The organism is Geodermatophilus sp. SYSU D00879 (genome assembly GCF_054050375.1).
In genome coordinates this window covers 267,542-289,466 of sequence record NZ_JBJGZF010000003.1, presented here as the reverse complement: position 1 = coordinate 289,466, position 21,925 = coordinate 267,542, and the positions used below count along the sequence as shown (strand labels likewise).

The window sequence follows — 21,925 nt, the reverse complement described above, 5'->3', positions numbered from 1 at the left end:
ATGGGGCCATGACCGCCGAGGAGACCGCGCCCACGCTGCAGGAGATCCCCGTCGAGGAGTGCCACCGGCTGCTGGCCACGCAGGAGATCGGCCGGCTCGGGGTGAACGCCGAGCACCACCCGCTGATCTTCCCGGTCAACTACGCGATGGACGGCACCACGATCGTCATCCGCACCGCCCCCGGCACGAAGCTGGCCGCCGCGGAGCACGCCAACGTGAGCTTCGAGGTCGACGAGATCGACCGGCGCACCCGCAGCGGCTGGAGCGTGCTGGTGCGCGGCGTCGCCGAGGTGGTGGGCCCCGAGCACCGCGCCGACCTGGTCGCGCGCACGCGGGGCACGGGCCTCGAGCCGTGGGCGCCCGGGGAGCACGGGCACTGGGTGCGGCTGATCCCCACGGCGGTCACCGGCCGGCGGATCGTCCCCGGCGAGCTGCCGCCCGCGGTGGACCCCCGCGCCTACCTCTGAGCGGCCGCCTCCAGCACCGGCTCCGGCTGCCGCACCCGGCCGCGGCGGCGGGACAGCGCCACCCCGGCCAGGCACACCGCGCCCCCGGCGACGGCGAGCGCCGGCGGCACCTCGTCCAGCAGCGCCCACCCGAGGACGACGACCAGCGGCGGCACCAGGTACGTCGTGACGCCGAGCCGGCCGGCCTCCGTGCGGGCCAGCGCGTAGGCCCAGGTGCTGAACGCCAGCGCCGTCGGGACGACGCCCAGGTAGACCATCCCCAGCACCGACGACACGGGCGCGGCGGCCAGGTCGGACACCAGCGCGCCGGCCCACGGCAGGCAGCACGCCGCCCCGATCGCGCACGCGGTCGCGGTCACCTGCAGCGGCGGCAGCCGGCGCAGCACCGGCTTCTGCGCCACCACGCCGACGGCGTAGGTCACCGCCGCGACCAGGCACAGCAGCACCCCGAGCAGGTCACCGCCGCTCCCCCGGCCGGCCACCCCGATGAGCAGCACCCCGGCGAAGGCGACGGCGAGCCCGGCGACCAGCCAGCGCGGGAAGCCCTCGTGCAGCCACACCCCGGCGAGCACCGCGATCAGGATCGGCCCGATGTTGACCAGCATCGCCGTCGTCCCGGCGTCCAGGTGCCGCTCGGCGGCGTTGAGGGCGACGTTGTAGACGGCGAACCAGCCGACCCCGCAGACCGCGAGCAGCCCCCACTCCCGGCGGGTGGGGGCGACCCACCCGCGGCCGAGCGACAGCAGCGCGAGCACCGCCGTCCCGACCAGGAGACGGCCCAGGGCCAGCGCGCCCGGGGAGAGATCCGCGCCGACGGCGCGGATGCCGATGAAGGCCGAGGCCCAGGCGAGGACGGTGACGACGACGGCGGCGAGGACGGGCAGGGACACCGGGCGGGCGGGCACCAGCCGACCGTAGGGGCCGCCGACGACAGGGCACCGGCGGTTTCCGGACCTGGCGCTCGACCTGGCGGTCGGCTTGCGGAGAACGGCAGGAACGGCCCCCTCGCAGGGGCCCGCCGCCGCCCCGTCCCGGTCCCGCCCCGAGCCTGCGAAGGGTGGGGAGGACGGGGTCCTTCCACGGTGGGGGGCGGGGCCCTCCGTCAGCCGCGGAGGTGCTCGGCGTAGGTGACCCGCCCGCGCGCCGCCTGCGGGCCCGGCAGCACGCCGCCCTCGCGGAACGCGGCCGACAGCCGCCCCGGCAGCGGGGTGGACACCACCCGCACCGAGGGCTCGCGGGCGGCGACCCAGGCGCGGGCGAGGTCGGCCGCCGAGAGGTCCTCGGGCCCGCCGAACTCGACGACCTCCCCGCCGGACGGCGGCCCGGCGACGACCTCGGTGAGGAACCCGGCCGCCTCGCCGACGTCGACCGGCGCGGCGCTCCAGCCCATCGGCACGATCAGCACCGGCCCGCGGCGGGCGGTGCCGAGCATCTCGTCGACGAAGTCGTGCCACTGGGTGATCCGCACGATCGTCACCGGCAGCCCCGAGGCCAGCACCACCTGCTCGGCCGCGAACTTGGCCCGGTAGAAGCTCCACGGCACCCGGTCCACGCCGACGATCGACACGTACACCAGGTACTGCAGCCGGTCGCGGTCCAGCGCCTGCACCAGCCGCCGGGTGCCGGCGACGTCGACCTGCCACGGGTTGCCCCGCGGGTCGGTGGCGGCGTGCACGACCACCTCGGCGCCGCGCACCGCCGCCGGGAGGTCCCGGCCGGTGGCCAGGTCCGCCCGCACCCCTCCCGGGCCGGTCCCCCGCCTCGACACCTGCCGCACCTGGTGCCCCGCCGCCTGCAGCGACGGGACCAGGACCCGGCCCAGTCTCCCCGTACCTCCGGTGACCACGACGTCCATGGGTGCAGTCTGGCCGGACCGGTCCTTCCCGATCCACCGGCGTGCCGCAGCAGTCGTATCTCACCTGCGAGATACCGTTCTCGACCGTGACGGCGACCGAGCTCCCGGCCGAGACCACGACCACCTCCTCCCCCGCTCCCCCGCCAGCGGTGAGCGCCACGCAGCGCATCGGCCTGCTGGTCCGCGACGCGCGGCGGCACCGCGGGCTGACCCAGCAGCAGCTGGCCGAGCGCCTGGGCACCAGCCAGAGCGCGATCGCCCGGATCGAGCAGGGCGGGCAGAACCTCACCCTCGACCTGCTCGGCCGGCTGTCCGAGGCGCTGGAGAGCGAGCTGATCAGCGTCGGCCCGGCCGGCCCCACCCACCTGCGGGTCACCGGCGGCACGCCGCTGCGCGGCAGCGTGACGGTCAAGTCGTCGAAGAACGCCGCCGTCGCGCTGCTGTGCGCCGCGCTGCTCAACCGCGGCCGGACGACGCTGCGCAACGTCGCCCGGATCGTCGAGGTGGACCGGATCCTCGACGTGCTGCGCTCGATCGGCGTCGTCGCCACCTGGGACGGGACCGGCCGCGACCTCACCCTGCAGGTCCCCGACCGGCTCGACCTGGCCGGCATCGACGCCGACGCCGCCCGCCGGACCCGCAGCATCATCATGTTCCTCGGCCCGCTGCTGCACCGGGCCCGCTCGTTCCGGCTGCCCTACGCCGGCGGCTGCGACCTCGGCACCCGCACCGTCGAGCCGCACATGATCGCGCTGCGCCCGTTCGGCCTGGAGGTCGAGGCGCACGCCGGCGAGTACCACGCCACCGTCGACCCGCGGGTCACCGGGCGGCGCACCATCGTGCTGACCGAGCGCGGCGACACCGTGACCGAGAACGCGCTGCTGGCCGCCGCCCGCACCGAGGGCACCACGGTCATCCGCAACGCCAGCTCGAACTACATGGTCCAGGACCTGTGCCTGTACCTGCAGCTGCTCGGCGTCGACGTCGAGGGCCTCGGGACGACGACGCTCACCGTGACCGGCCGGGCGGTGCTCGACGCCGACGTGGACTACACGATCAGCGAGGACCCGGTCGAGGCGATGAGCCTGCTGACCGCGGGCATCGTCACCGGGTCCGAGCTGACCGTCCGCCGCGCGCCCATTGAGTTCCTCGAGATCGAGCTGGCGGTGCTGGCCGAGATGGGCCTGCGGTACGAGCTCTCGCCGGAGTACCTGGCCGACAACGGCCACACCCGCCTGGCCGACGTCACCATCCACCCGTCGCAGCTCAAGGCCCCGATCGACAAGATCCACCCGATGCCGTTCCCGGGGCTGAACATCGACAACCTGCCGTTCTTCGCGGTCATCGCCGCCTCGGCCACCGGCTCGACGCTCATCCACGACTGGGTCTACGACAACCGCGCGATCCACCTGTCGGACCTCACCCGCCTGGGCGCCGACGTCCGGCTCATGGACCCGCACCGGGTGCTCGTCACCGGCCCGACCCGCTGGCGCAGCGCCGAGGTGGTCTGCCCGCCGGCGCTGCGGCCCGCGGTGTGCATCCTGCTGGCGATGCTGGCCTCGCGCGGCACGTCGGTGCTGCGCAACGTCGACATCATCGCCCGCGGCTACGAGCACCTCTACGAGCGGCTGATCGAGATGGGCGCCTCGATCGAGGTCTTCTCCGACTAGGGCTGGCACGGGAGGCTCCCCACACGTCCCGGCGCCCGGGACGTGCGGCGAGCCTCCCGTACCTCAGCGCTCCTGGGCGGTGGGGCGGACGAGGACCTCGTTGACCGCCACGTGCGGCGGCTGGCTGACCACGTAGACGATCGCCCGCGCGACGTCCTCCGCCTGCAGCGGCGTCATCTCGGTGTACATCCGCACCGAGGTGGCCTTCGCGTCGGGCTGGGTGATGTGGTCGGTGAGCTCGGTGGCCACCGCGCCCGGCTCGACCAGCGAGATCCGCACGCCCCGGGTGGTCACCTCCTGGCGCAGCGACTCGCTGAAGGCGTTCACCGCCCACTTGCTGGCGTTGTAGACGCCGGCGCCCTTGCGCGCGGTGCGCCCGGCGACGCTGGAGACGTTGACGACGTCGCCGGAGCCCTGCGCGACCATGCCGTCGATCGCGGCGTGCGTCGTGTACATCAGGCCGAGCACGTTGGTCGACAGCATCCGCCGCCAGTCCTCGACGTCGGCCCCGACGATCGTGCCGAGCAGCATCACGCCGGCGTTGTTGACCAGGACGTCGAGCCCGCCGAGCTCCTCCCGCGTCCGGGCGACGGCGGCCCGGCAGGACGCCTCGTCGGTCACGTCCAGGTCGAGGGTCAGCGCGCGGGCGCCGCCGTCGCGCAGCTTCCGCGCCAGGGCGTCGAGCCGGTCGGCGCGGCGGGCGCCGACGGCCACGGCGGCGCCGGCCTCCGCGAGCGCGACCGCGGTCGCCTCCCCGATCCCCGACGACGCCCCGGTGACCAGGGCGACCCTCCCGGACAGTGGTCGGCCGGCGTCGGTCATGCGGTCCTCCTCCCGGGCCGCCCGGTGCGGCACCCCGGCCAGCCTGCGCCCGCCCGCGGGATCCGGCAGCGCGGGCGGCTCAGTCCTCCGGCAGGACGACGCCGAAGCCGCGCACGGCCAGCCGCAGCAGCACCGGCCCGCCGCGCTGCAGGTCGGCCACCCGGGCGGCGGCCGCGGCCTCGAGCTGGGCCACCCGGCGGGCCAGCGCGTCGGGCCCCTGCAGGCGCGCCCGGTGCAGGACGGTCGTGTTGCCCCACACCCGGCGCCGCGACTCGCGCAGCAGCACCCGGGCCGCCGTCCGGTTGAGCCCGCCCATGACCCGGTCGACCGGCGTGCGGCGGCTGCCCGCGGCCTGCAGGGCGAGGTCCTCGGCGGCCACCCGGCCGGCCAGCACCTCGTCGATGCGCTCGTGGTCGCGGCGGCGGGAGTCCAGCAGCGGCGGGTCGGCGAAGTCGGCCGGGCCCATGACCTGCACCAGCGACTGCGGCAGGTCGAAGTTGATGTGCGCGTTCATGCCGAGCAGCACGTGCGCCTCCGGCCGGGCGGCCGGGTCGGTGCCGAACGCGGCCCGCCACGGCGCCGGCGGGGCGGCCGGGTCGCGGCGGTGCGCCTCGAGGGCGTCGAGGTAGAGCCCGGCGAAGTCGACGTCCCAGTCGGTCACCCAGGCCGGGTCCTCGAACCGGCCGGCGTCGATCGCCGCGTTCACCGCCTCGGTGGTGCGCAGGTAGGTGCCGAGGAAGTGGCGGGCGGGGTCGCGGGCGGCGACGAGGGCGTCGAGCAGGTCCTGCATGCGGGCGACCAGCTCGTCCACCGGTGCGGTCACACCCCGATCGTCCCCCGCGGCGGGCGTCCCGCGCGCGTCAGGCGTCCAGCAGGCCCGGCAGCCGGTCGAGGGCCGCCGTCACCAGGTCCGGCAGGTCCCCGGCCTCGCCGGCCAGCCAGTCGTCCTGGGCGACCTCGAAGCAGGCGACGACCAGCTTGGCCAGCAGCAGCGCCTCCCCCGCCGGGACGCCGCGGGCGGTGAGCCCGTCGGCGAGCGCGGCCTCCCAGCGGCGCAGCTTCGCCGCCGCCCGGGACCGCAGCGCCGGCACGCCGGCCACCACCTGCTCGCGGGTGAGCAGCAGGTCCCGCAGCGGCGCGACCTGCGCGGCGATCGCGACGGCGGCCGAGCGCAGCGCCGCCCACGGGGACAGCTCCGGCGGGGCCTCGGCCACCGCCGCCGCGGCGGCGGCGAGCAGGTCGTCCTCGAGGCCGAAGAGCAGGTCGTCCTTGTCGGCGAACAGCCGGAACAGCGTGCTGCGCGAGACGTCGGCCGCCGCCGCCACCTGCTCGGTGCTCGTCGCGGCGTAGCCCTGCTCGGCGAACAGCGCGACCGCGCGGCGCGTCACCTCGGCGCGCAGCCGCCGGCGCCGGCGCTCCGCGGCCGTCTCGGTCACCGCCACCTCCTGTTGACACGGAGTCCCGTCCTGACACACAGTCTCACATCGGGACGTCGTCCCGCGAGAGGAGACGCGATGAGCGACATCCGCACAGCCCTGGTCACCGGCGCGACGTCGGGGATCGGGCGGGCCGCCGCCGGGCACCTCGCCGCCACCGGGGAGTGGCGCCTGCTGCTCGGCGCCCGCGACGCCGCCCGCGGTGCCGCGGTCGCCGCCGAGCTGGGACCGCCCGCCGAGGTGGTCGACCTGGACCTGGCCTCCCTCGCCGCGGTCCGCGCGGCCGCGGCCCGGGTCGCCGCCGGGGAGCCGCTGGACGCCCTGGTGCTCAACGCCGGCGTCCAGGTGCCGGTCGCGGACCGGGCCAGCGCCGACGGCCACGAGCTGACCTTCGCGGTCAACCACCTCGCCCACTTCGCGCTCACCGTGGAGCTCCTGCCGCACCTGACCCGGGGCGCGCGGGTGGTCGTGGTCAGCAGCGGCACCCACTGGGGCACCTGGCGGAAGTCCGGGCCGTTCCCGGCGCCGCGGTGGGCGGACCCCCGCGCGCTGGCCCGCCCGCGGCGGGAGTCCGGGCAGCGCGCCTACGCGACGTCGAAGCTGGCCAACGTCCTCTTCGGCGCCGAGCTCGCCCGCCGGCACCCGGAGCTCGACGTCGCGGTGTACGACCCCGGCCTGGTGCCGGGCACCGGACTGCACCACCGCTACCCCGCCCCGGCCCGCGCGCTCTACACCGGGCTCGCGCCCCTGCTCGCCCGGCTGCCGTTCGCCTCCGGCGTCGACGAGGCGGCCGCGGGGCTCGCCGCCGCGGTCACCGGGCCGACCGGCACCAGCGGGCGCTACCTGGAGCGCGGCGTCGAGGCGCCGTCGTCGCCGGACAGCCGCGACCCCGGCCGCGCCCGCGAGCTGTGGGAGGCCAGCCTGGAGCTGACCCGCCCTCAGATCAGCGCGTCGTAGCCGTCGTCGGGGGGCAGCAGCCCCGAGTCGACCGGCGGGCGGTGCGGCTGGTCCAGCCCGCGCATGCGGGCGGCGTGCAGCGCCAGCAGCAGGTTCAGCCGCAGCGTGGGATCGGTGGTGAAGGGCCCGAGCAGCCGCTCGAGCTTGCCGATCCGGTAGCGCATCGTGTTGTAGTGGAAGTGCAGCCGGCGGGCGGACTCCGCGACGTTGAGGTTGGTCTCCAGCAGCACCCGCAGCGTCTCGCGCAGGTCGGCCGAGTCCGGGTCGGCGGCGTCGGCCAGCGAGCCGAGCACCTCGTCGACGTAGGAGCGCAGCTCGGTGCTGTCCGGGATGAGCGACAGCAGCCGGAACACCCCGAGCTGGTCGAAGTGGGTGACCGCGGCCGTCCCGTGGATCTCCTGCCCGACGCCGAGCGCCCGCTGCGCCTGCTGGTGCGCCTCGCCCAGCGCCGAGATCGACCCGGCGGGCCGGCCGATGCCGGTGCCGAGCACCCGGCCCACCCGGCGCACCCGCGCGTTGACCCGGGAGGTCACCGCGGTCACCAGCGAGGTGATCTCCTCCGGCGTCCGGCCGTCCAGCGGCAGCACGGTGACGATCTCGGTGGACAGCCCCGCGACGGCGGCGCCGCTGACCTCCGTCTCCAGCGCCGCCCGCCAGCCGTCGGCCAGCCGGTCGAGGACGTCGAGGGCGCGCGTGGGGTCGGCCGCCGGGTCGGCGGCGGTCTCGGTGGCGGTGACCAGGACGACGACGGGGCCGTCGAGCCGCCAGCCGAAGGAGCGGGTCTGCGCCAGCGCCCGTTCGGTGTGCCGCAGCGAGCCGCCGACCAGCCGGCGGACCAGGTCGCCCTGGAAGCGCAGCTCCACCGAGTGCACCGCCTGCTGGCGGATCACCGACAGCGCCGATACGACGGCGGCCCGCTCCAGCACACCGCCGGCGCCGACCACCATCTGGCCGCTGCGGTGCACGGCGACCAGCCAGCCGTGCCGCTGGTCTCCGGCCATGATCGGCGCGACCGCGTACTCCCCCACCCCGCCGGGCAGCTCGTGGTGGCCGGGGACGAGCAGGATGCCGTCGGCCGGGGACAGGTCGGCGTCGGCGAGGACGTCGGCGGGCGTGACGACGGTCTGGTCGGCGCGCACGCCCGACAGCCGGTGGGCCGGCGCCATCATGGCCAGCTCGTCCTCGGCCTCGGCGTCGAGCAGCCACAGCCAGTCGCTGATCTCGGCGACGTCGCGGGGCGGGCCGGCGCTGGTGACGATCTCCCGGTCGGGGCCGAGCCCGAGGACGGCGGCGCCCTCGAGGTAGGTGGCCAGCTGCTCGGTGACCTCGGCGAGGCCGCCGCCGCTCAGGGCGACGTCGATGAACTGGTCGTGCATGCGGGCGGAGACGGCCAGCGCCTCGCCCTGCCGGCGCACGACCGCGCCGAGCACCTCGGAGACCGCCTCGTCCATGCGGACGGCGGCCGGCAGCGCCACCACGGGGAAGCCGTGCCGCTCGGCCTCGGCGAGCACCTCGGCCGGCACCGGGGGCGGCCCCTCGGTGCGGCGGAAGGCCAGCGCGGCGGCGCCGACCTGCAGCAGCCGGTCCACCAGGGCGCGGCCGGCGGCGGCGTCGGCCGGGGGCAGCCGGGCGCCGAGGACGACGAGGACGTCGGGGCCCGCGGTGGCCAGCGGAGCCGCCGGGTCGTCGACGACCATGTGCCGGACGACGCGACCGGTCCCGGCGCGGCCGGCGACCACCTCGGCGCCCACCAGGCGCGGCAACCGCAGCGCCTCGTCCAGGCGCAGGCCGACGCGGTCGCGCCACCCGGCACGCTCGTCACGGGGCGGCAGGACGCGGGACGGGGCGGGGTGCTGCCATCCGTGCGGCAGCTGCAGCGGCGCAGTCGGGTACATCGCCGAGGTCATCGGCATTTCACCGTGAGTCACGACTCGCCCTCCTCCTCACCCGTCGTCCGTCTCGAGTTGCGGGAAACTGGCAGGTGTGCCTGGACGGGCACCCCCATTCTTGGCCACATTCGCCATAAGAGGACGTGCGACGCGCCGCATAGCTTCGAGTCAGTCGGTCCGTCCGCTGGATGGTAGGCGTTCCCCTCAGGTGGTGCGTCTCACCCTCCGGCAGCCGGTCCGAGGGGCGGGAGTCGAGCGGAGGGTCGCTCCCGCTGTCCGACGGGGAAGGGCTGCACAGATGCGCACCATCGACCACTCGACCACCGGTTCTCCGACCGCACCGGGGCGCGCCGCCCGTGCCGGCGTCCCGACGATCCCCCTGCCCCGCTCGTCGGTGCAGGAGACGCTGCGGACCGCGTCGCCGGCGCGTGCCGCCTCGGCCGTCCCGGCCTCGGCCAGCACCGGCGTGGCCGACCTGCTGCGCGGTCCGGTCCGCCCGGCCCGGGTGCTCATGAGCATGCCCGCCGCGGTGTACCTCCAGGTGCCCACCGAGCGCGGCACCGACGTCGTCGGGGTGCTCACCAGCGACGCCGCCCGGCTCCCCCTCGGCTGCGTCCTCTTCCGGCCCAGCAACGGCCGTCCCCTCGTCGCGCTGCCCGGCGGTGCCCCCGCCGAGGTCGGCGGCGGCCGGATCGTCGTCGGCGACCTGGTCGTGCGCGCCGCCGCGTGGTGGGACCCGCGGCCGCGGCTGCCCAGCCCGCGTCCGGCGCTGCTGCCCGAGGGCGTGCGGCAGCTGCGCACCACCCTCTACGGCGAGGGCGTCCCGCACAGCGCGTTCACGCTGCCGGGCCTGCCCGCCGGCCCCGGCGGCCCGCTGGCCGCGCTGCGGGGCGCGGTGCGCCGGGCCGACCTCGACGCCGCGCTGCGCACCGCCGCCCGGCTGATCGGCCTGGGCCCTGGCCTCACCCCGGCTGGCGACGACGTCATGGCCGGCACGATGGCCGGCCTGGTGCTGCTCCGGCACCCGGCCGCCGAGCGGTTCGCCGCCGGCGTCTACTCGCTGGCCGCCGGCCGCACCACCGAGCTGTCCCGGGCGCTGCTGCGGCACGCCGCGGCCGGCCGGGTCAGCGGCGAGTACGCCGCGGTGCTGCAGGGCCTGGTCGGCGAGCGCCCGCTCGGCCCGGCCATCGAGGGCCTGCTGGCCACCGGCTCCACCAGCGGCCGCGCCATGGCGCTGGGCCTGTGCACCGCGATCGACCTGGTCGACCGCACCACCCGCGCCCGCTGACCGCACCACGACCCGACGGCGGCCCCCTCCCTCCCGGGAGGGGGCCGCTGTCGCGTGGGCGATGAGTCCGCCCGGCCCGGGCCGTCTCCTCTCCCGACACCCACCGACCCCGGGGAGCACGCGATGTCCTTCCAGGCATACCTCGACGCGATCGAGGAGAAGACGGGCCTCACCCCGCGCCAGCTGCTCGCGCAGGCGCACGAGCGGGGCCTCGACGCCCCGGACACCAAGGCGGGTGAGGTGGTGGCGTGGCTCAAGGAGGAGCACGGGCTCGGCCGCGGTCACGCGATGGCGCTGGTCCACGTGCTGAGGAACGGCCCGGTCATCGGCAGCAGGCACGTCGGCAGCACGGGCTCGCACCGCGACGAGTCCGACACCCTCTGGCTCGACGGCAGGGCCACGAAGCCCGCCGGGTGACGGGCCGCGCGGGGTCCTCCGGCTACAGGCGGCAGGCGTGGATGCTCGTGACGAGGATGGCGCGGGCGCCGAGCTCCCACAGCTCGTCCATGACCCGGTTGGTGTCGGACTGGCGGACCATCGCGCGCACCGCCGACCAGCCCTCGGTCTGCAGCGGGCTCACCGTCGGGCCCTCGAGGCCGGGGGTGAGCTCGGTGGCCCGGGCCAGCAGCTCGTTCGGGCAGTCGTAGTCGAGCAGCACGTACTGCCGGGCCACGAGGACCCCGCGCAGCCGCCGCCGCAGCTGGGCGACGGCGGGGATCTCCTCCGCGCCCTCGCGGCGCACGAGCACCGCCTCGCTGGTGAGCACCGGCTCGCCGATGATCCGCAGGCCCGCGGCGCGCAGCGTCGTCCCGGTCTCGACGACGTCGCACACGGCGTCGGCCACCCCGAGGCGGCAGGCGGTCTCCACCGCGCCGTCGAGCTTGACCACGCCGGCCTTGATGCCCGACTCGTCGAGGTACCGCTGCAGCAGCACCGGGTAGGCGGTGGCGATCCGCCGTCCGGCCAGCTTCTCGACCGAGTCGATGCCCGACTCGACGGGGCTGGCGAACCGGAACGACGAGCGGCCGAAGCCCAGCGGCATGACCTCGACGGCGGTCGGGCCCTCGCCGTCGGCCGGCGCGGTCTCCAGCAGCATGTCGCGGCCGGTGATGCCGACGTCGAGGGTGCCGGCGGCCACGTAGACGGCGATGTCGCGCGGGCGCAGGTAGAAGAACTCGGTGTCGCTCTCGGGGTCGTAGACGGCGAGGTCCTTGGTGCTGCGCCGCTGGCGGTAGCCGCTCTCGGCGAGCATCGCGGCCGCGGGCTCGCTCAGGACGCCCTTGTTGGGCACGGCGATGCGCAGCACTGGGTGGCTCCTTCGTTGAGTGCTCGTCCGATGGTCTCTCGGCCCTCCTGCAGGGTCCCGCTGCGAGCGTGCGAGCGGTGGGGGCAGGAGGGTCCTTCCTCAGAGGTGGGTGTAGACGTCGTCGAGGGTCAGCCCGCGGGCGAGCATGAGGACCTGCACCCGGTAGAGGAGCTGGCTGATCTCCTCCGCCGTCCGCTCGGGCCCCTCGTGCTCGGCCGCCATCCAGGACTCCGCCGCCTCCTCGACCACCTTCTTGCCGGCGGCGTGCACGCCGTCGCGGACGGCGGTCACCGTGCCCGAGGCGGGGTCGCCCGCGGCGACCTTGGCCGACAGCTCGGCGAACAGCTCGTCGAAGCGCTTCACGCCAGGCCCTGCCCGACGGCCGGGGTGACCTGGAAGCCGGTGGAGTGCCGGGGCCCGCGGAGGTCGCGGAGGGTGAGCGCGGTGGCCAGCGCGGCGACGGCGGCCTCCCAGCCCTTGTCCTCCGCGGAGCCGGGCAGGCCGGCGCGGTCGCGGGCCTGCTCCTCGGTGTCGCAGGTGAGCACGCCGTTGCCGACGGGCTTGCCGGCGTCCAGCGCCACCCGGGTGAGCCCCGCGGTGACCGCGTCGCAGACGTACTCGAAGTGCGGGGTGCCGCCGCGGATGACCACGCCGAGCGCGACGACGGCGTCGTGCCGCTCTGCCAGCGCCTGGGCGACCACCGGCAGCTCCACCGCGCCCGGCGCCCGGACGACGGTCGGCTCGCCGATGCCGCTGGCGCGGGCGGCCTCGACGGCGCGGGCGAGCAGCGCGTCGGTGATCTCGGCGTGCCAGGTGGTCGCGACGATGCCCAGCGTCAGCCCGGCGGCGTCCACCGCCTGCGCTTCGGGGCGTCCCTGTCCGCTCACGCTGCCTCCTCGCTGGCGCTCGTCGACCGCGTGCGCGGACCCGCTGCTGTGCCCCTCGGTGAACTCGCCGGCTCGTTCACAGCTGCTGCTCCCGCCGGCCCAGCGGGACGTCGGTGCCGGGGACGGTGGCGTGCTCCCCGGCGGGGACGTCGGCGGGGCCGGACTCGGTCTCGGGCTCGATGATGTCGAGCAGGTGGCCCATCCGGTCGCGCTTGGTGCGCAGGTAGGACAGGTTCTCGGCGGTGACGTGGCTGGGCAGCGGCACCCGGCCGGTGACCTTGAGGCCGTAGCCCTCCAGGCCCGCGCGCTTGGCCGGGTTGTTGGTCAGCAGCCGCATGGTGTGCACGCCGAGGTCGACGAGGATCTGCGCGCCGGTGCCGTAGTCGCGGGCGTCGGCGGGCAGGCCGAGGTCGAGGTTGGCGTCGACGGTGTCCACGCCGGCGTCCTGGAGCTGGTAGGCCTGCAGCTTGTGCAGCAGGCCGATCCCCCGGCCCTCGTGCCCGCGGATGTAGAGCACGATCCCGCGGCCCTCGTGCGCGACGGCGGCCAGCGCGGCCTGCAGCTGGGGGCCGCAGTCGCAGCGCAGCGAGCCGAAGACGTCGCCGGTGAGGCACTCGGAGTGCACGCGGACGAGCACGTCCTCGCCGTCGCCGATGTCGCCGTAGACGAAGGCGACGTGCTCGCGCTCGTCGTAGGAGCTGCGGTAGCCCACCGCGGTGAAGGTGCCCGGCGCCAGCGGCACGGTGGCCTCGGCGACCCGCTCGACCAGCTTGTCGAACCGCTTGCGGTAGGCGATGAGGTCGGCGATGGAGATCAGGCACAGGTCGTGCTCGTCGGCGAAGACCCGCAGCTCCTCGGCGCGGGCCATGCCGGTCGGGTCCTTCTCGCTGACCAGCTCGCACAGCGTGCCCGAGGGGCGCAGGCCGGCGAGGACGGCGAGGTCGACGGCGGCCTCGGTGTGCCCGGGCCGGCGCAGCACGCCGCCGTCCTTGGCGCGCAGCGGCACGATGTGGCCGGGGCGGGCGAGGTCGGCCGAGGAGGTGTCCGCGGCGGCGAGCAGCCGGATGGTGTGCGCGCGGTCGGCGGCCGAGATGCCGGTGGTCACGCCCTCGCGGGCGTCGACGGTCACGGTGTAGGCGGTGCCGCGGCGGTCCTGGTTGACCCGGAACATCGGCGGCAGGTCCAGCCGGTCGGCGTCGGCCTCGGTGACCGACACGCAGATGTAGCCCGAGGTGTACCGGACCATGAAGGCCACGAGCTCGGGGGTGGCCAGCTCCGAGGCGAAGATGAGGTCGCCCTCGTTCTCGCGGTCCTCGTCGTCGATGACGACGACGGGGCGGCCGTCCTTGACCGCCGCGATGGCGCTCTCGACCGTGTCCAGGCGGACTGCTCCGCTCATCGTCGCGCTCCCAGCAGGCGTTCCACGTACTTGGCGATCACGTCGACCTCCAGGTTGACCGGGTCACCCGGGGCGCGGCCGCCCAGCGTGGTCTCCCGGAGGGTGGCGGGGATGAGGCTCACCTCGAACCAGGGCTCGGGGTCGTCGGCCGCGCCGAGCGCGCTGACCGTGAGCGAGACGCCGTCGACGGTGATCGAGCCCTTCTCGACGACGTAGCGCGCCAGCTGCGGCGGCAGCGCGACCCGGACGACGTCCCAGTGCTCGCTGGGGGTGCGCGAGACGACCGTGCCGACGCCGTCGACGTGGCCCTGCACGACGTGCCCGCCCAGGCGCCCCCCGGCGGCGACGGCGCGCTCGAGGTTGACCGGGTCGCCGTCGCCGAGGGTGCCGAGGCTGCTGCGGCGCAGCGTCTCGGCCATGACGTCGGTGGACCACACCTGGTCGCCGTCGGGGCCGGGCTCGACGCCGGTGACGGTGAGGCAGACGCCGTTGACCGCGATCGAGTCGCCGAGGCGCACGTCCTCGAGCACGCGGCGGGCGCGGATGCGCAGCACCGCGGCATCCGCGGACTCCTCGCGCGCGGCGAGGGAGCCGACCTCCTCGACGATGCCCGTGAACACGTCAGCCCCTCTCGTCCGCGACCGGTCGGTCTCCAGTGTGCCGGGTCGGCCGCAGGCGGATCTGCACGTCCCCGCCCAGCAGGGTGACGTCCCGGACCTCCAGGGTCAGCGCCGCGCCGATCGTGCTGATTCCCAGGTCTCCCACCAGCGAGGGACCGGCGCCCAGCAGCTTCGGCGCGAGGTGGACGACGGCCTCGTCGACCAGCCCGGCGCGGAGAAAGGCGGCGGCCAGCGTCGGGCCGCCCTCCAGCAGCACCCGGCGCACGTCGCGGTCGAACAGCTCGGCGAGCAGCTCGGCGGGGCCGGCCGCGCGGCTGACGTGGGTGGGCGCGGCGCCGTCGAGCACCCGCGCGGTGGCCGGCAGCCGGCCGCGGCGGTCGTGCACCACGCGCAGCGGCTGGCGGGCGGCGTCGCGGCCGTCGGCGTCGCGGACGGTGAGCTGCGGGTCGTCGGCCAGGGCGGTGCCGGAGCCGACGACGACGGCGTCGCAGCCGGCGCGCAGCGCGTGCACGGCGGCGCGGGCCGTCGGGCCGGTGATCCACCGGCTGGTGCCGTCGGCGGCGGCGACCCGCCCGTCGAGGGTGGCGCCCACCTTCCAGACGACGAACGGCCGGCCCGCGCGGACGCCGGTGAGCCACGCGGCGAGCGCGCCCTCCTCGGCGGCCTGCCGCTCGACGCCCACCTCGACGTCGACGCCGGCCGCGCGCAGCCGCTCGGCGCCGCCGACGGCCAGCCGGGTGGGCTCGGGCACCGCGACGAGGACCCGGGCGATCCCGGCGGCCAGCAGCGCGTCGGCGCAGGGGCCGGTGCGGCCGGTGTGGGCGCACGGCTCGAGGGTGACGACGGCGGTGCCGCCGCGGGCGCGCCCGCCGGCCTGGGCCAGCGCGTGCACCTCGGCGTGCGGGCCGCCGGGCGGGGAGGTGGCGCCCTCCCCCACGACCGCGCCGTCGGCGTCGAGGACGACCGCGCCGACCGGCGGGTTGGGGCTGGTGCTGCCGAGGACGCTCTCGCCGAGCGCGCGCGCCCTCGCCATGGCGGCCTGCTCGGCCGGGGTGACCGTCACCCGGCGGCCGCCGCCGCCTGGGCGCGCAGCGCGGCGATCGCGCGGGCGGGGTCGTCGGCGCCGTAGACGGCCGAGCCCGCGACGAAGACGTCGGCGCCGGCCTCGGCGGCCCGCTCGATGGTGTCGGCGTTGATACCGCCGTCCACCTCGACCAGCACCCGCAGGTGGCCGGTGTCGACCAGCTCGCGGGCGCGGCGGACCTTGGGCAGCACGTCGGCGATGAACGCCTGGCCGCCGAAGCCGGGCTCGACGGTCATGACCAGGAGGGTGTCGAAGTCGCGGAGGACGTCCTCGTAGTCCTCCAGCGGCGTGCCGGGCTTGATCGCCAGGCCGGCCAGGGCGCCGGCGGCACGGACGTCCCGGGCGACGCCGCGGGGGTCGCCGGTGCAGGCCTCGGCGTGCACGGTGACGTTGCGGGCGCCGAGCTCGGCGTACCCGGGCGCCCACCGCTCGGGCGCCTCGATCATCAGGTGGCAGTCCAGCGGGATGGGGCTCACCGCCTGGATCGCCTCGACCACCGGCCGCCCCAGCGTGAGGTTGGGGACGAAGTGGGCGTCCATGACGTCGACGTGCAGCCAGTCGGCGTCGGCGACGCGGGCCACCTCGTCGGCCAGCCGGGCGAAGTCCGCCGAGAGCAGGCTGGGGGCGATCATCGGGGTCCGGGCCACGTCGTCCGAGTCTAGGCAGCCGGTGATCACCCCCTCCGGCCGCGCCCGCTCAGTCCCGGTCGGGCAGGGCGGTCCAGTCGGCCCAGGCGAGGTCGCGGCCGACGCAGCGCGGGGCCCGCAGCGGCCACTCCGCGGCCAGCCAGCGCGGGACGAAGGCGTCCAGCGCCGCCTCGACCTCGGTGCCGGCCAGGCGGTCGACGACCCACCAGGACACCTCCGCGTCGGCGTCGCCGGCCTTCTCCGGCGGGTCGACGTACACGCAGCCGAGCAGCTCCGTCTCGTCCGCGTCGAGCAGCGCGTAGTTGAAGCTCTCGTGCGCCTCGATCTCCCGCTCGTGGCGGGCGAGGTCCTCGCGGTCCTGCTCCTCGGTCATCGTCGCGGGCGGCCAGCCCCACGCCTCGCCGTAGATGCCCCACAGCCGCTCGCGGGAGCCCATGACCGCGGGGAAGTCGATGGCGGTGTCGGCCGCGCGGATGGGGCGCAGGTGCTGACCGGTGGGCAGGTCGGCGCGGAGGGGGTGGACGAAGTCGTCGGGGAGCCAGGAGTCCGAGGGCGAGGGCACGGCGGGGGAGGCTAGGCGACGGACGCCGGTCGTGGGGCCCCGCGCGTCTCAGCGGGTGCGGCGCAGCAGGGCCAGGAACATCGCGTCGGTGCCGTGCCGGTGCGGCCACAGCTGCCCGTACGGGCCGCGCTCGATCCCGGGGACCTCGGGGAACAGCGGCGCCACGGGGAGCACCTCGACGTCGTCCCGCGCGGCCGCGGCGTCCGCGACCGCGACGGTCTCGGCGGCGTGCGGCGAGCAGGTCACGTAGGCGACGACGCCGCCGGGGCGCACCGAGGCCAGCGCGCGGTCGAGCAGCGCGGTCTGCAGGTCCACCAGGGGGCCGACGTCGTCGGGCGTGCGCCGCCAGCGCACCTCCGGCCGGCGGCGCAGCGCGCCCAGCCCGGTGCACGGCGCGTCGAGCAGCACCCGGTCGAACGAGCCCGGCGCCCACGGCGGCTCGCGCCCGTCGGCGACGAGCACCTCGACGTCGTCCTCCCCCGCCAGCGCCCCGCGGACCAGCTCGGCGCGGTGCGGCGCGCGGTCGGCGGCGGTCAGGTGCACCCCGGCCGGGCGGACGGCGGCCAGCAGCCCCGCCTTGCCGCCGGGCCCCGCGCAGACGTCCAGCCAGCGCGTGTCGTCACCCTCCAGCGGCGCGCGGGGAAGGAGCAGCGCGGCGAGCTGGCTGCCCTCGTCCTGCACCGCGGCCCGGCCCGCCCGCACCGACGGCAGTTTCCCGGGGTCTCCCCCGCCGAGGCGCACCGCGTACGGCGACCACGGCCCGGGCGTCCCGCCGGACTCCTCGGCCAGCTCCTCCCGGGGCACGTGCCGGGCGACCAGGTGCACCTCGGGCGCGGCGTCGTCGGCGAGCAGCGCCTCCTCGAGCTCGGCGTCCCCAGCTGCATCGCCGCCCAGCGCCTCGCGCCAGGCCGCCACGATCCACCCGGGGTGGTCGGTGGCCAGCGCCAGCCGCCGGTCGCCGTCGGCGCCGAGCCGCTCGAGCCACGCGGCGCGGTCCCCGCCGGTGGCCACCTTGCGCAGCACGGCGTTGACCAGCCCGGACGCGCCGGCGCCGACGATCGCGCGGGTGAGGTCGACGGTGGTCGCGACGGCGGCGTGCGCCGGCACCCGCAGGTCCAGCAGCTGGTACGCGCCCAGGCGGAGCAGGTCCAGGACGCGCCGGTCGAGGTCGGCCAGCGGGCGGTCCACCAGCCGGGCCAGCACCGCGTCGAGGGTGCCCTGCGCGCGCAGCGCCCCGTAGGCCAGCTGGGTGGCGAAGGCCGCGTCGCGCGGGTCCAGCCCGCGCTCGCGGAGCAGCTGCGGCAGCAGCAGGTTGGCGTAGGCCTCCCGCGCCGAGACGCCGTCGAGGACGTCGTAGGCGGTCAGCCGGGCGCCGTCGAGGGCCGGACGGCGGGGCGAGCGGTCGCGGCGCCCGCCGCGGGGGCCGGCCGGGCGCCGGGGCGGGCGACTCATGCGCCGAACCGCTCGCCGGGCGCCGGGCGGGCGCCGCGGGCCCAGTCGGCGGCCGGGAGCATCCGCTTGCCCGCCGGCTGCACCTCGCCCAGGCGCACCGGGCCGCGGCCGGTGCCGACGACGACGCCGCCCGGCCCGGCCGACACCTCGCCGGGTGCCAGGGCCAGGGCGGTCGGCAGCGGCTCGACCGGGCCCAGGCGCAGCCGGTCGCCGCGCCAGGTGGTCCACGCGCCCGGCGCGGGGGTCACCCCGCGCACCCGCCGGTCGACGACGTGCGCCGGCAGCTCCCAGTCGACCCGGGCGTCGGCGGTCTCGATCCGCGGGGCCAGGCTGACCCCCTCGGCCGGCTGGGGCCGCGGGACGAGCGTGCCGGCCGCGATGCCGTCGAGGGTGGCGACCAGCAGCCGTGCGCCGCTGACCGCGAGCCGGCCGAGCAGGTCGCCGGCGGTGTCGCGCGGGCCGATCGGCTCGGTGAGCAGGCCGAAGACCGGGCCGGTGTCCAGGCCCTGCTCGAGCCGGAAGGTGCAGGCGCCGGTGACCTCGTCGCCGGCCATGACCGCGTGCTGCACGGGCGCGGCGCCGCGCCAGGCCGGCAGCAGCGAGAAGTGCAGGTTGACCCAGCCGTGCGCGGGCAGCTCCAGCGCCGCGGGCGGGACCAGCGCGCCGTAGGCGACCACCGGCGCGCAGTCGACGGCGAGGTCCGCGAGCTGCGCGAGGAACTCCGGCTCGCGCGGCGAGCGGGGCTGCAGCACCGGCAGGCCGGCGGCGTCGGCGCGCTCGGCCACCGGGGAGCGGCTGACCTTCCGGCCGCGGCCGGAGCGGGCGTCGGGCCGGGTGAGCACGGCGGCCACCTCGTGGTCGGAGGCCAGCAGCGCCTCCAGCGAGGGGACGGCGGCCTCGGGCGTCCCGGCGAACAGGAGCCTCAGTGGGGGCTCACCTCCACGCGCGGGACCCAGGCGGCCATGCCGGCCCACTCGGCCTCGGCCAGCGCGGCCCGCGCCGCGGCGGCGGCCTCGGGGTCGAGCCGGTCGACGAACACGACGCCGTCGAGGTGGTCGACCTCGTGCTGCACCGCGCGGGCCAGCAGGTCCGAGCCCTCCACCCGCACCGGGTCGCCGTGCACGTTCCACCCGGTCGCGACGACGTGCAGGTGCCGCCGGCAGTCGAAGCGGAAGCCCGGGATGGACAGGCAGCCCTCGGGCGCCTCCTCGGTCTCGTCGCCGACGAGGTCGACCGAGGGGTTGACCAGGTGGCCCACCTCGCCGTCGACGTACCAGGTGAAGACCCGCAGCCCGACGCCGATCTGCGGCGCGGCGAGCCCGGCGCCGCCGGCGGCGTGCATGGTGTCGGTCAGGTCCGCGACGAGCCGGCGCAGCTCCGCGTCGAAGTCGACGACGGGTGCCGCGGGCCGGTGCAGGACCGGGTCGCCCAGCAGCCGGATGGGGGTGACGCTCACCCGCCCAGCGTAGGTGGGGGCGTGCGGGGACCCGTCACACCAGGTCGAGCGGGTCGAGCTGGACGCGCACGTGCTCGGGCACCTTGCGGGCGCTGCGCACGCCCTGCACCTCGGCCAGCGCGGTCGCCAGGGCCAGGCCCTCGGTGCGCGGCACCCGCACGAGGTACCGCTCGCGTTCGCCCTCCTGCCCGGGCCGCGGCGGCTCGGGCACCGGGCCGAGCAGGTCGGCGTCGTCGGGCAGCCGCGCGGCGCCGAGGAACTCCGCCAGCGCCGCCGGCGACCCGGACAGCGCGGCCATCCGGGTGACCGGCGGGAAGCCGAGCTCGCGGCGGTCGGCGAGCTCGCGCTCGGCCAGCCAGCCCGGGTCCCAGCGGACCAGCGCCTGGACGACGGGGTGCGCGGCGTCGGCGGCGACGACGACCGAGCCGTGCGCCCGCACCAGCGTGGCGGCGTTCATCCAGCGGCGCAGGGTCTCCTCCCCCGCCCGCAGGTCCGCCCGCCCGAGCAGCGCCCACGAGTCGAGCAGCAGCGCGGCGCCGTAGCCGCCCTCGGCGACCGGCTCGGCGCCCGGCGTGGCCACGACCAGCTGCGGCCCGGCGGGCACCGACGGCAGCACACCGGACCCGCGCCCGGACACCCGCACCGGTGCCCCGGGGAAGGCCCGGCCCAGCTCCTCGGCGGTGCGGTTGGCGCCGACGACCGAGGCCCGCAGCTTCGTCCCGTGGCAGTGCGGGCAGTCGAAGGTGGCCGCGGGGCGGGCGCACCAGCGGCAGGCGGGCACCCGCGAGCCGCCCGGCCCGGGCGTGGGCGCGATGCCCAGCGGTCCGGAGCAGACCGCGCAGCGGGCCGGCGCCCGGCAGCGGTCGCAGGACAGCCCCGGCGCGTAGCCGGCGCGCGGCACCTGCACCAGCACCGGGGTGCCCTCGGCCAGCGCCGCGCGGGCCACCCGGTGCGCGAGGCTGGGCAGCCGGGCGGTGCGCGCGGCGGGGTCCCGCGCCAGCTCGTGGTCCTCACCGAGGGCCTGCACCCGCGGGGCGACCGCGCGCAGCGTGGCGCGGTCGGCGGCGAGCTCGTGCGCCCAGCCGCTCTCCACCAGCAGCGCGGCCTCGGCGGTGCGCGCGGTGGCCGCGACGACGGCGGCGGACGAGGACAGGTGCGCGCGGTGCACCAGCACGTCGCGGGCGTGCGCGTAGGGGGCGCGCGGCTCGGCGTGCAGGTCGTCGCCGTCGTCCCAGATCGCGACCAGGCCCAGGTCGGCGACCGGCGCGAACGCCGCCGCGCGGGTGCCGAGGACGACCTTCGCGCTGCCCCGGGCGGCGTCGAGGAAGCGGCGGTAGCGGGCGTCGGGGGCGGCGTCGGCGCGGAGCACGACGAACGACCCCTTCGGCAGCCGCGCGCCGGCCGCGGCCTCCAGCCGGTCCAGGTCGCGGCCGTCGGGGACGACCACCAGCGCGCCGCGGCCGCCGGACAGCGCCGCCTGGCACAGCTCGGCCAGCCGGGCGGGCCAGTCCTCCCCCGGCAGCGCCGTCCACACCGCACGGGCGGGCCGGCCCTCGGCGACGGCGGCCAGCAGCGCCGGCCCGGTCGGGTAGCGGGCGAAGCCGGCCGGGTCCGGCGGCGCCGGCGGATCGGCGGGCTCGGCCGGCGGGCGCTTCTCCGCGGCGGCCCGGCGCGGCGGGACGGCCAGCCGCAGGACGTCGGTCAGCGTGCCGCCCCAGCGCTGCGCGACCGAGCGGGCCAGCGCGGCCACCTCGGGGGTGAGCACCGGCTCGGACGAGACCAGCTTGGCCAGCGGGGCGAGCGTGCGGCCGGACTCGCTGACGTCGGTCAGCTCGAGGACGAACCCGTCGACCAGCTGCCCGGCGAAGCGCACCCGCACCCGGCAGCCGGCCCGGACCTCGCCGGCCATCTCGTCCGGGACCGCGTAGTCGAACGGCCGGTCGAGGTGGGCCAGCGGCACGTCGACGACGACCCGGGCCACGCGCTTCGGCCCCGCGCGGAGGCTCGCCCCGAGCTCGCGAGGGGTGAGGGGCGCGGGGTCCTTCGACAGCGCTGTTCTCCGTTCGGCGGGGTCGTGTCGCAGCAGTGTCCCCGCCGGGTCCGACATCCTGGCCCCGCTGCAGGGGCC

The 21,925-nt window shown here is 77.1% G+C and carries 23 protein-coding genes; 5 read left to right on the top strand and 18 right to left on the bottom strand.

Annotated features, from left to right (window positions below; genetic code table 11):
- Window positions 1–8: 8 nt before the first annotated feature.
- On the top strand, window positions 9–467 hold the full coding sequence (locus ACI79B_RS07030; protein WP_456926812.1) for a pyridoxamine 5'-phosphate oxidase family protein: 459 nt from the start codon (window positions 9–11) through the stop codon (window positions 465–467).
- Here ACI79B_RS07030 and ACI79B_RS07025 read toward each other — a convergent pair.
- Together ACI79B_RS07025 and ACI79B_RS07020 are read right to left on the bottom strand one after the other, a co-directional pair.
- Window positions 458–1,372 (bottom strand): DMT family transporter, encoded by a 915-nt coding sequence (locus tag ACI79B_RS07025; protein ID WP_456926811.1) that lies wholly within the window; start codon window positions 1,370–1,372, stop codon window positions 458–460. The two genes, ACI79B_RS07030 and ACI79B_RS07025, sit on opposite strands and share 10 nt — an antisense overlap.
- Window positions 1,373–1,569: 197 nt before the next feature.
- Window positions 1,570–2,322, bottom strand: coding sequence for an SDR family oxidoreductase (locus tag ACI79B_RS07020; protein WP_456926810.1), 753 nt, complete (start codon window positions 2,320–2,322; stop codon window positions 1,570–1,572).
- Window positions 2,323–2,408: 86 nt separating this feature from the next.
- Here ACI79B_RS07020 and ACI79B_RS07015 point away from each other — a divergent pair, with 86 nt between their 5' ends.
- Window positions 2,409–3,992, top strand: coding sequence for a helix-turn-helix domain-containing protein (locus ACI79B_RS07015; protein ID WP_456926809.1), 1,584 nt, complete (start codon window positions 2,409–2,411; stop codon window positions 3,990–3,992).
- Window positions 3,993–4,055: 63 nt separating this feature from the next.
- Here ACI79B_RS07015 and ACI79B_RS07010 read toward each other — a convergent pair whose 3' ends face one another.
- From ACI79B_RS07010 to ACI79B_RS07000, 3 genes are all read right to left on the bottom strand, one after another.
- Entirely contained in the window at window positions 4,056–4,814 is a 759-nt protein-coding gene (locus ACI79B_RS07010; protein ID WP_456926808.1) for an SDR family NAD(P)-dependent oxidoreductase, read from the bottom strand.
- 79 nt (window positions 4,815–4,893) lie between these two features.
- Complete coding sequence (locus ACI79B_RS07005; protein ID WP_456926807.1) at window positions 4,894–5,637, bottom strand: DUF5995 family protein; 744 nt, start codon at window positions 5,635–5,637, stop codon at window positions 4,894–4,896.
- A 37-nt stretch (window positions 5,638–5,674) separates the two neighbouring features.
- On the bottom strand, window positions 5,675–6,250 hold the full coding sequence (locus tag ACI79B_RS07000) for a TetR/AcrR family transcriptional regulator (protein ID WP_456926806.1): 576 nt from the start codon (window positions 6,248–6,250) through the stop codon (window positions 5,675–5,677).
- 78 nt (window positions 6,251–6,328) lie between these two features.
- On the opposite strand from ACI79B_RS07000, the gene ACI79B_RS06995 reads away from it, so the two are divergent.
- Window positions 6,329–7,207 (top strand): SDR family NAD(P)-dependent oxidoreductase, encoded by an 879-nt coding sequence (locus ACI79B_RS06995; protein WP_456926805.1) that lies wholly within the window; start codon window positions 6,329–6,331, stop codon window positions 7,205–7,207.
- On the opposite strand, the gene ACI79B_RS06990 is transcribed toward ACI79B_RS06995, so the two are convergent.
- Window positions 7,189–9,135 carry a PucR family transcriptional regulator gene (locus ACI79B_RS06990; protein WP_457000082.1) on the bottom strand — a complete coding sequence of 649 codons (1,947 nt, stop codon included), beginning with the start codon at window positions 9,133–9,135 and terminating at the stop codon, window positions 7,189–7,191. The genes ACI79B_RS06995 and ACI79B_RS06990 overlap by 19 nt on opposite strands.
- 259 nt (window positions 9,136–9,394) lie before the next feature.
- Here ACI79B_RS06990 and ACI79B_RS06985 point away from each other — a divergent pair, with 259 nt between their 5' ends.
- Together ACI79B_RS06985 and ACI79B_RS06980 are read left to right on the top strand one after the other, a co-directional pair.
- The gene (locus tag ACI79B_RS06985; RefSeq protein ID WP_456926803.1) at window positions 9,395–10,384 is read left to right on the top strand and encodes a DUF2877 domain-containing protein; all 990 of its coding nucleotides are present in this window, start codon (window positions 9,395–9,397) and stop codon (window positions 10,382–10,384) included.
- Window positions 10,385–10,507: 123 nt separating this feature from the next.
- On the top strand, window positions 10,508–10,801 hold the full coding sequence (locus ACI79B_RS06980) for a DUF4287 domain-containing protein (RefSeq protein WP_456926802.1): 294 nt from the start codon (window positions 10,508–10,510) through the stop codon (window positions 10,799–10,801).
- 22 nt (window positions 10,802–10,823) lie between these two features.
- On the opposite strand, the gene hisG is transcribed toward ACI79B_RS06980, so the two are convergent.
- From hisG to ACI79B_RS06920, 12 genes are all read right to left on the bottom strand, one after another.
- A complete protein-coding gene (gene hisG / locus ACI79B_RS06975; protein WP_456926801.1) occupies window positions 10,824–11,690 on the bottom strand; it encodes an ATP phosphoribosyltransferase in 867 nt (288 codons plus the stop codon).
- A gap of 99 nt (window positions 11,691–11,789) precedes the next feature.
- The gene (locus tag ACI79B_RS06970; protein ID WP_387986919.1) at window positions 11,790–12,053 is read right to left on the bottom strand and encodes a phosphoribosyl-ATP diphosphatase; all 264 of its coding nucleotides are present in this window, start codon (window positions 12,051–12,053) and stop codon (window positions 11,790–11,792) included.
- Window positions 12,050–12,577, bottom strand: a complete 528-nt coding sequence (gene ribH, locus ACI79B_RS06965; RefSeq protein WP_456926800.1) for a 6,7-dimethyl-8-ribityllumazine synthase — start codon at window positions 12,575–12,577, stop codon at window positions 12,050–12,052. Before ribH ends, ACI79B_RS06970 begins: the two co-directional genes overlap by 4 nt.
- Before the next feature lie 76 nt (window positions 12,578–12,653).
- The gene (locus ACI79B_RS06960; RefSeq protein ID WP_456926799.1) at window positions 12,654–13,976 is read right to left on the bottom strand and encodes a bifunctional 3,4-dihydroxy-2-butanone-4-phosphate synthase/GTP cyclohydrolase II; all 1,323 of its coding nucleotides are present in this window, start codon (window positions 13,974–13,976) and stop codon (window positions 12,654–12,656) included.
- Window positions 13,973–14,596 (bottom strand): riboflavin synthase, encoded by a 624-nt coding sequence (locus ACI79B_RS06955; RefSeq protein WP_456926798.1) that lies wholly within the window; start codon window positions 14,594–14,596, stop codon window positions 13,973–13,975. Before ACI79B_RS06955 ends, ACI79B_RS06960 begins: the two co-directional genes overlap by 4 nt.
- 1 nt (window position 14,597) lies before the next feature.
- A complete protein-coding gene (ribD, locus tag ACI79B_RS06950; protein ID WP_456926797.1) occupies window positions 14,598–15,629 on the bottom strand; it encodes a bifunctional diaminohydroxyphosphoribosylaminopyrimidine deaminase/5-amino-6-(5-phosphoribosylamino)uracil reductase RibD in 1,032 nt (343 codons plus the stop codon).
- Window positions 15,630–15,655: 26 nt separating this feature from the next.
- Complete coding sequence (gene rpe / locus ACI79B_RS06945; protein ID WP_456926796.1) at window positions 15,656–16,327, bottom strand: ribulose-phosphate 3-epimerase; 672 nt, start codon at window positions 16,325–16,327, stop codon at window positions 15,656–15,658.
- 49 nt (window positions 16,328–16,376) lie between these two features.
- A complete protein-coding gene (locus tag ACI79B_RS06940) occupies window positions 16,377–16,889 on the bottom strand; it encodes a hypothetical protein (RefSeq protein WP_456926795.1) in 513 nt (170 codons plus the stop codon).
- A gap of 48 nt (window positions 16,890–16,937) precedes the next feature.
- Window positions 16,938–18,341 carry an RsmB/NOP family class I SAM-dependent RNA methyltransferase gene (locus ACI79B_RS06935; protein ID WP_456926794.1) on the bottom strand — a complete coding sequence of 468 codons (1,404 nt, stop codon included), beginning with the start codon at window positions 18,339–18,341 and terminating at the stop codon, window positions 16,938–16,940.
- Entirely contained in the window at window positions 18,338–19,315 is a 978-nt protein-coding gene (gene fmt / locus ACI79B_RS06930) for a methionyl-tRNA formyltransferase (RefSeq protein WP_456926793.1), read from the bottom strand. The genes ACI79B_RS06935 and fmt overlap by 4 nt, the downstream gene beginning before the upstream one ends.
- Window positions 19,264–19,797 carry a peptide deformylase gene (def, locus tag ACI79B_RS06925; protein WP_456926792.1) on the bottom strand — a complete coding sequence of 178 codons (534 nt, stop codon included), beginning with the start codon at window positions 19,795–19,797 and terminating at the stop codon, window positions 19,264–19,266. Before def ends, fmt begins: the two co-directional genes overlap by 52 nt.
- 34 nt (window positions 19,798–19,831) lie before the next feature.
- Window positions 19,832–21,778 (bottom strand): primosomal protein N', encoded by a 1,947-nt coding sequence (locus ACI79B_RS06920; RefSeq protein ID WP_456926791.1) that lies wholly within the window; start codon window positions 21,776–21,778, stop codon window positions 19,832–19,834.
- Window positions 21,779–21,925: the final 147 nt, after the last annotated feature.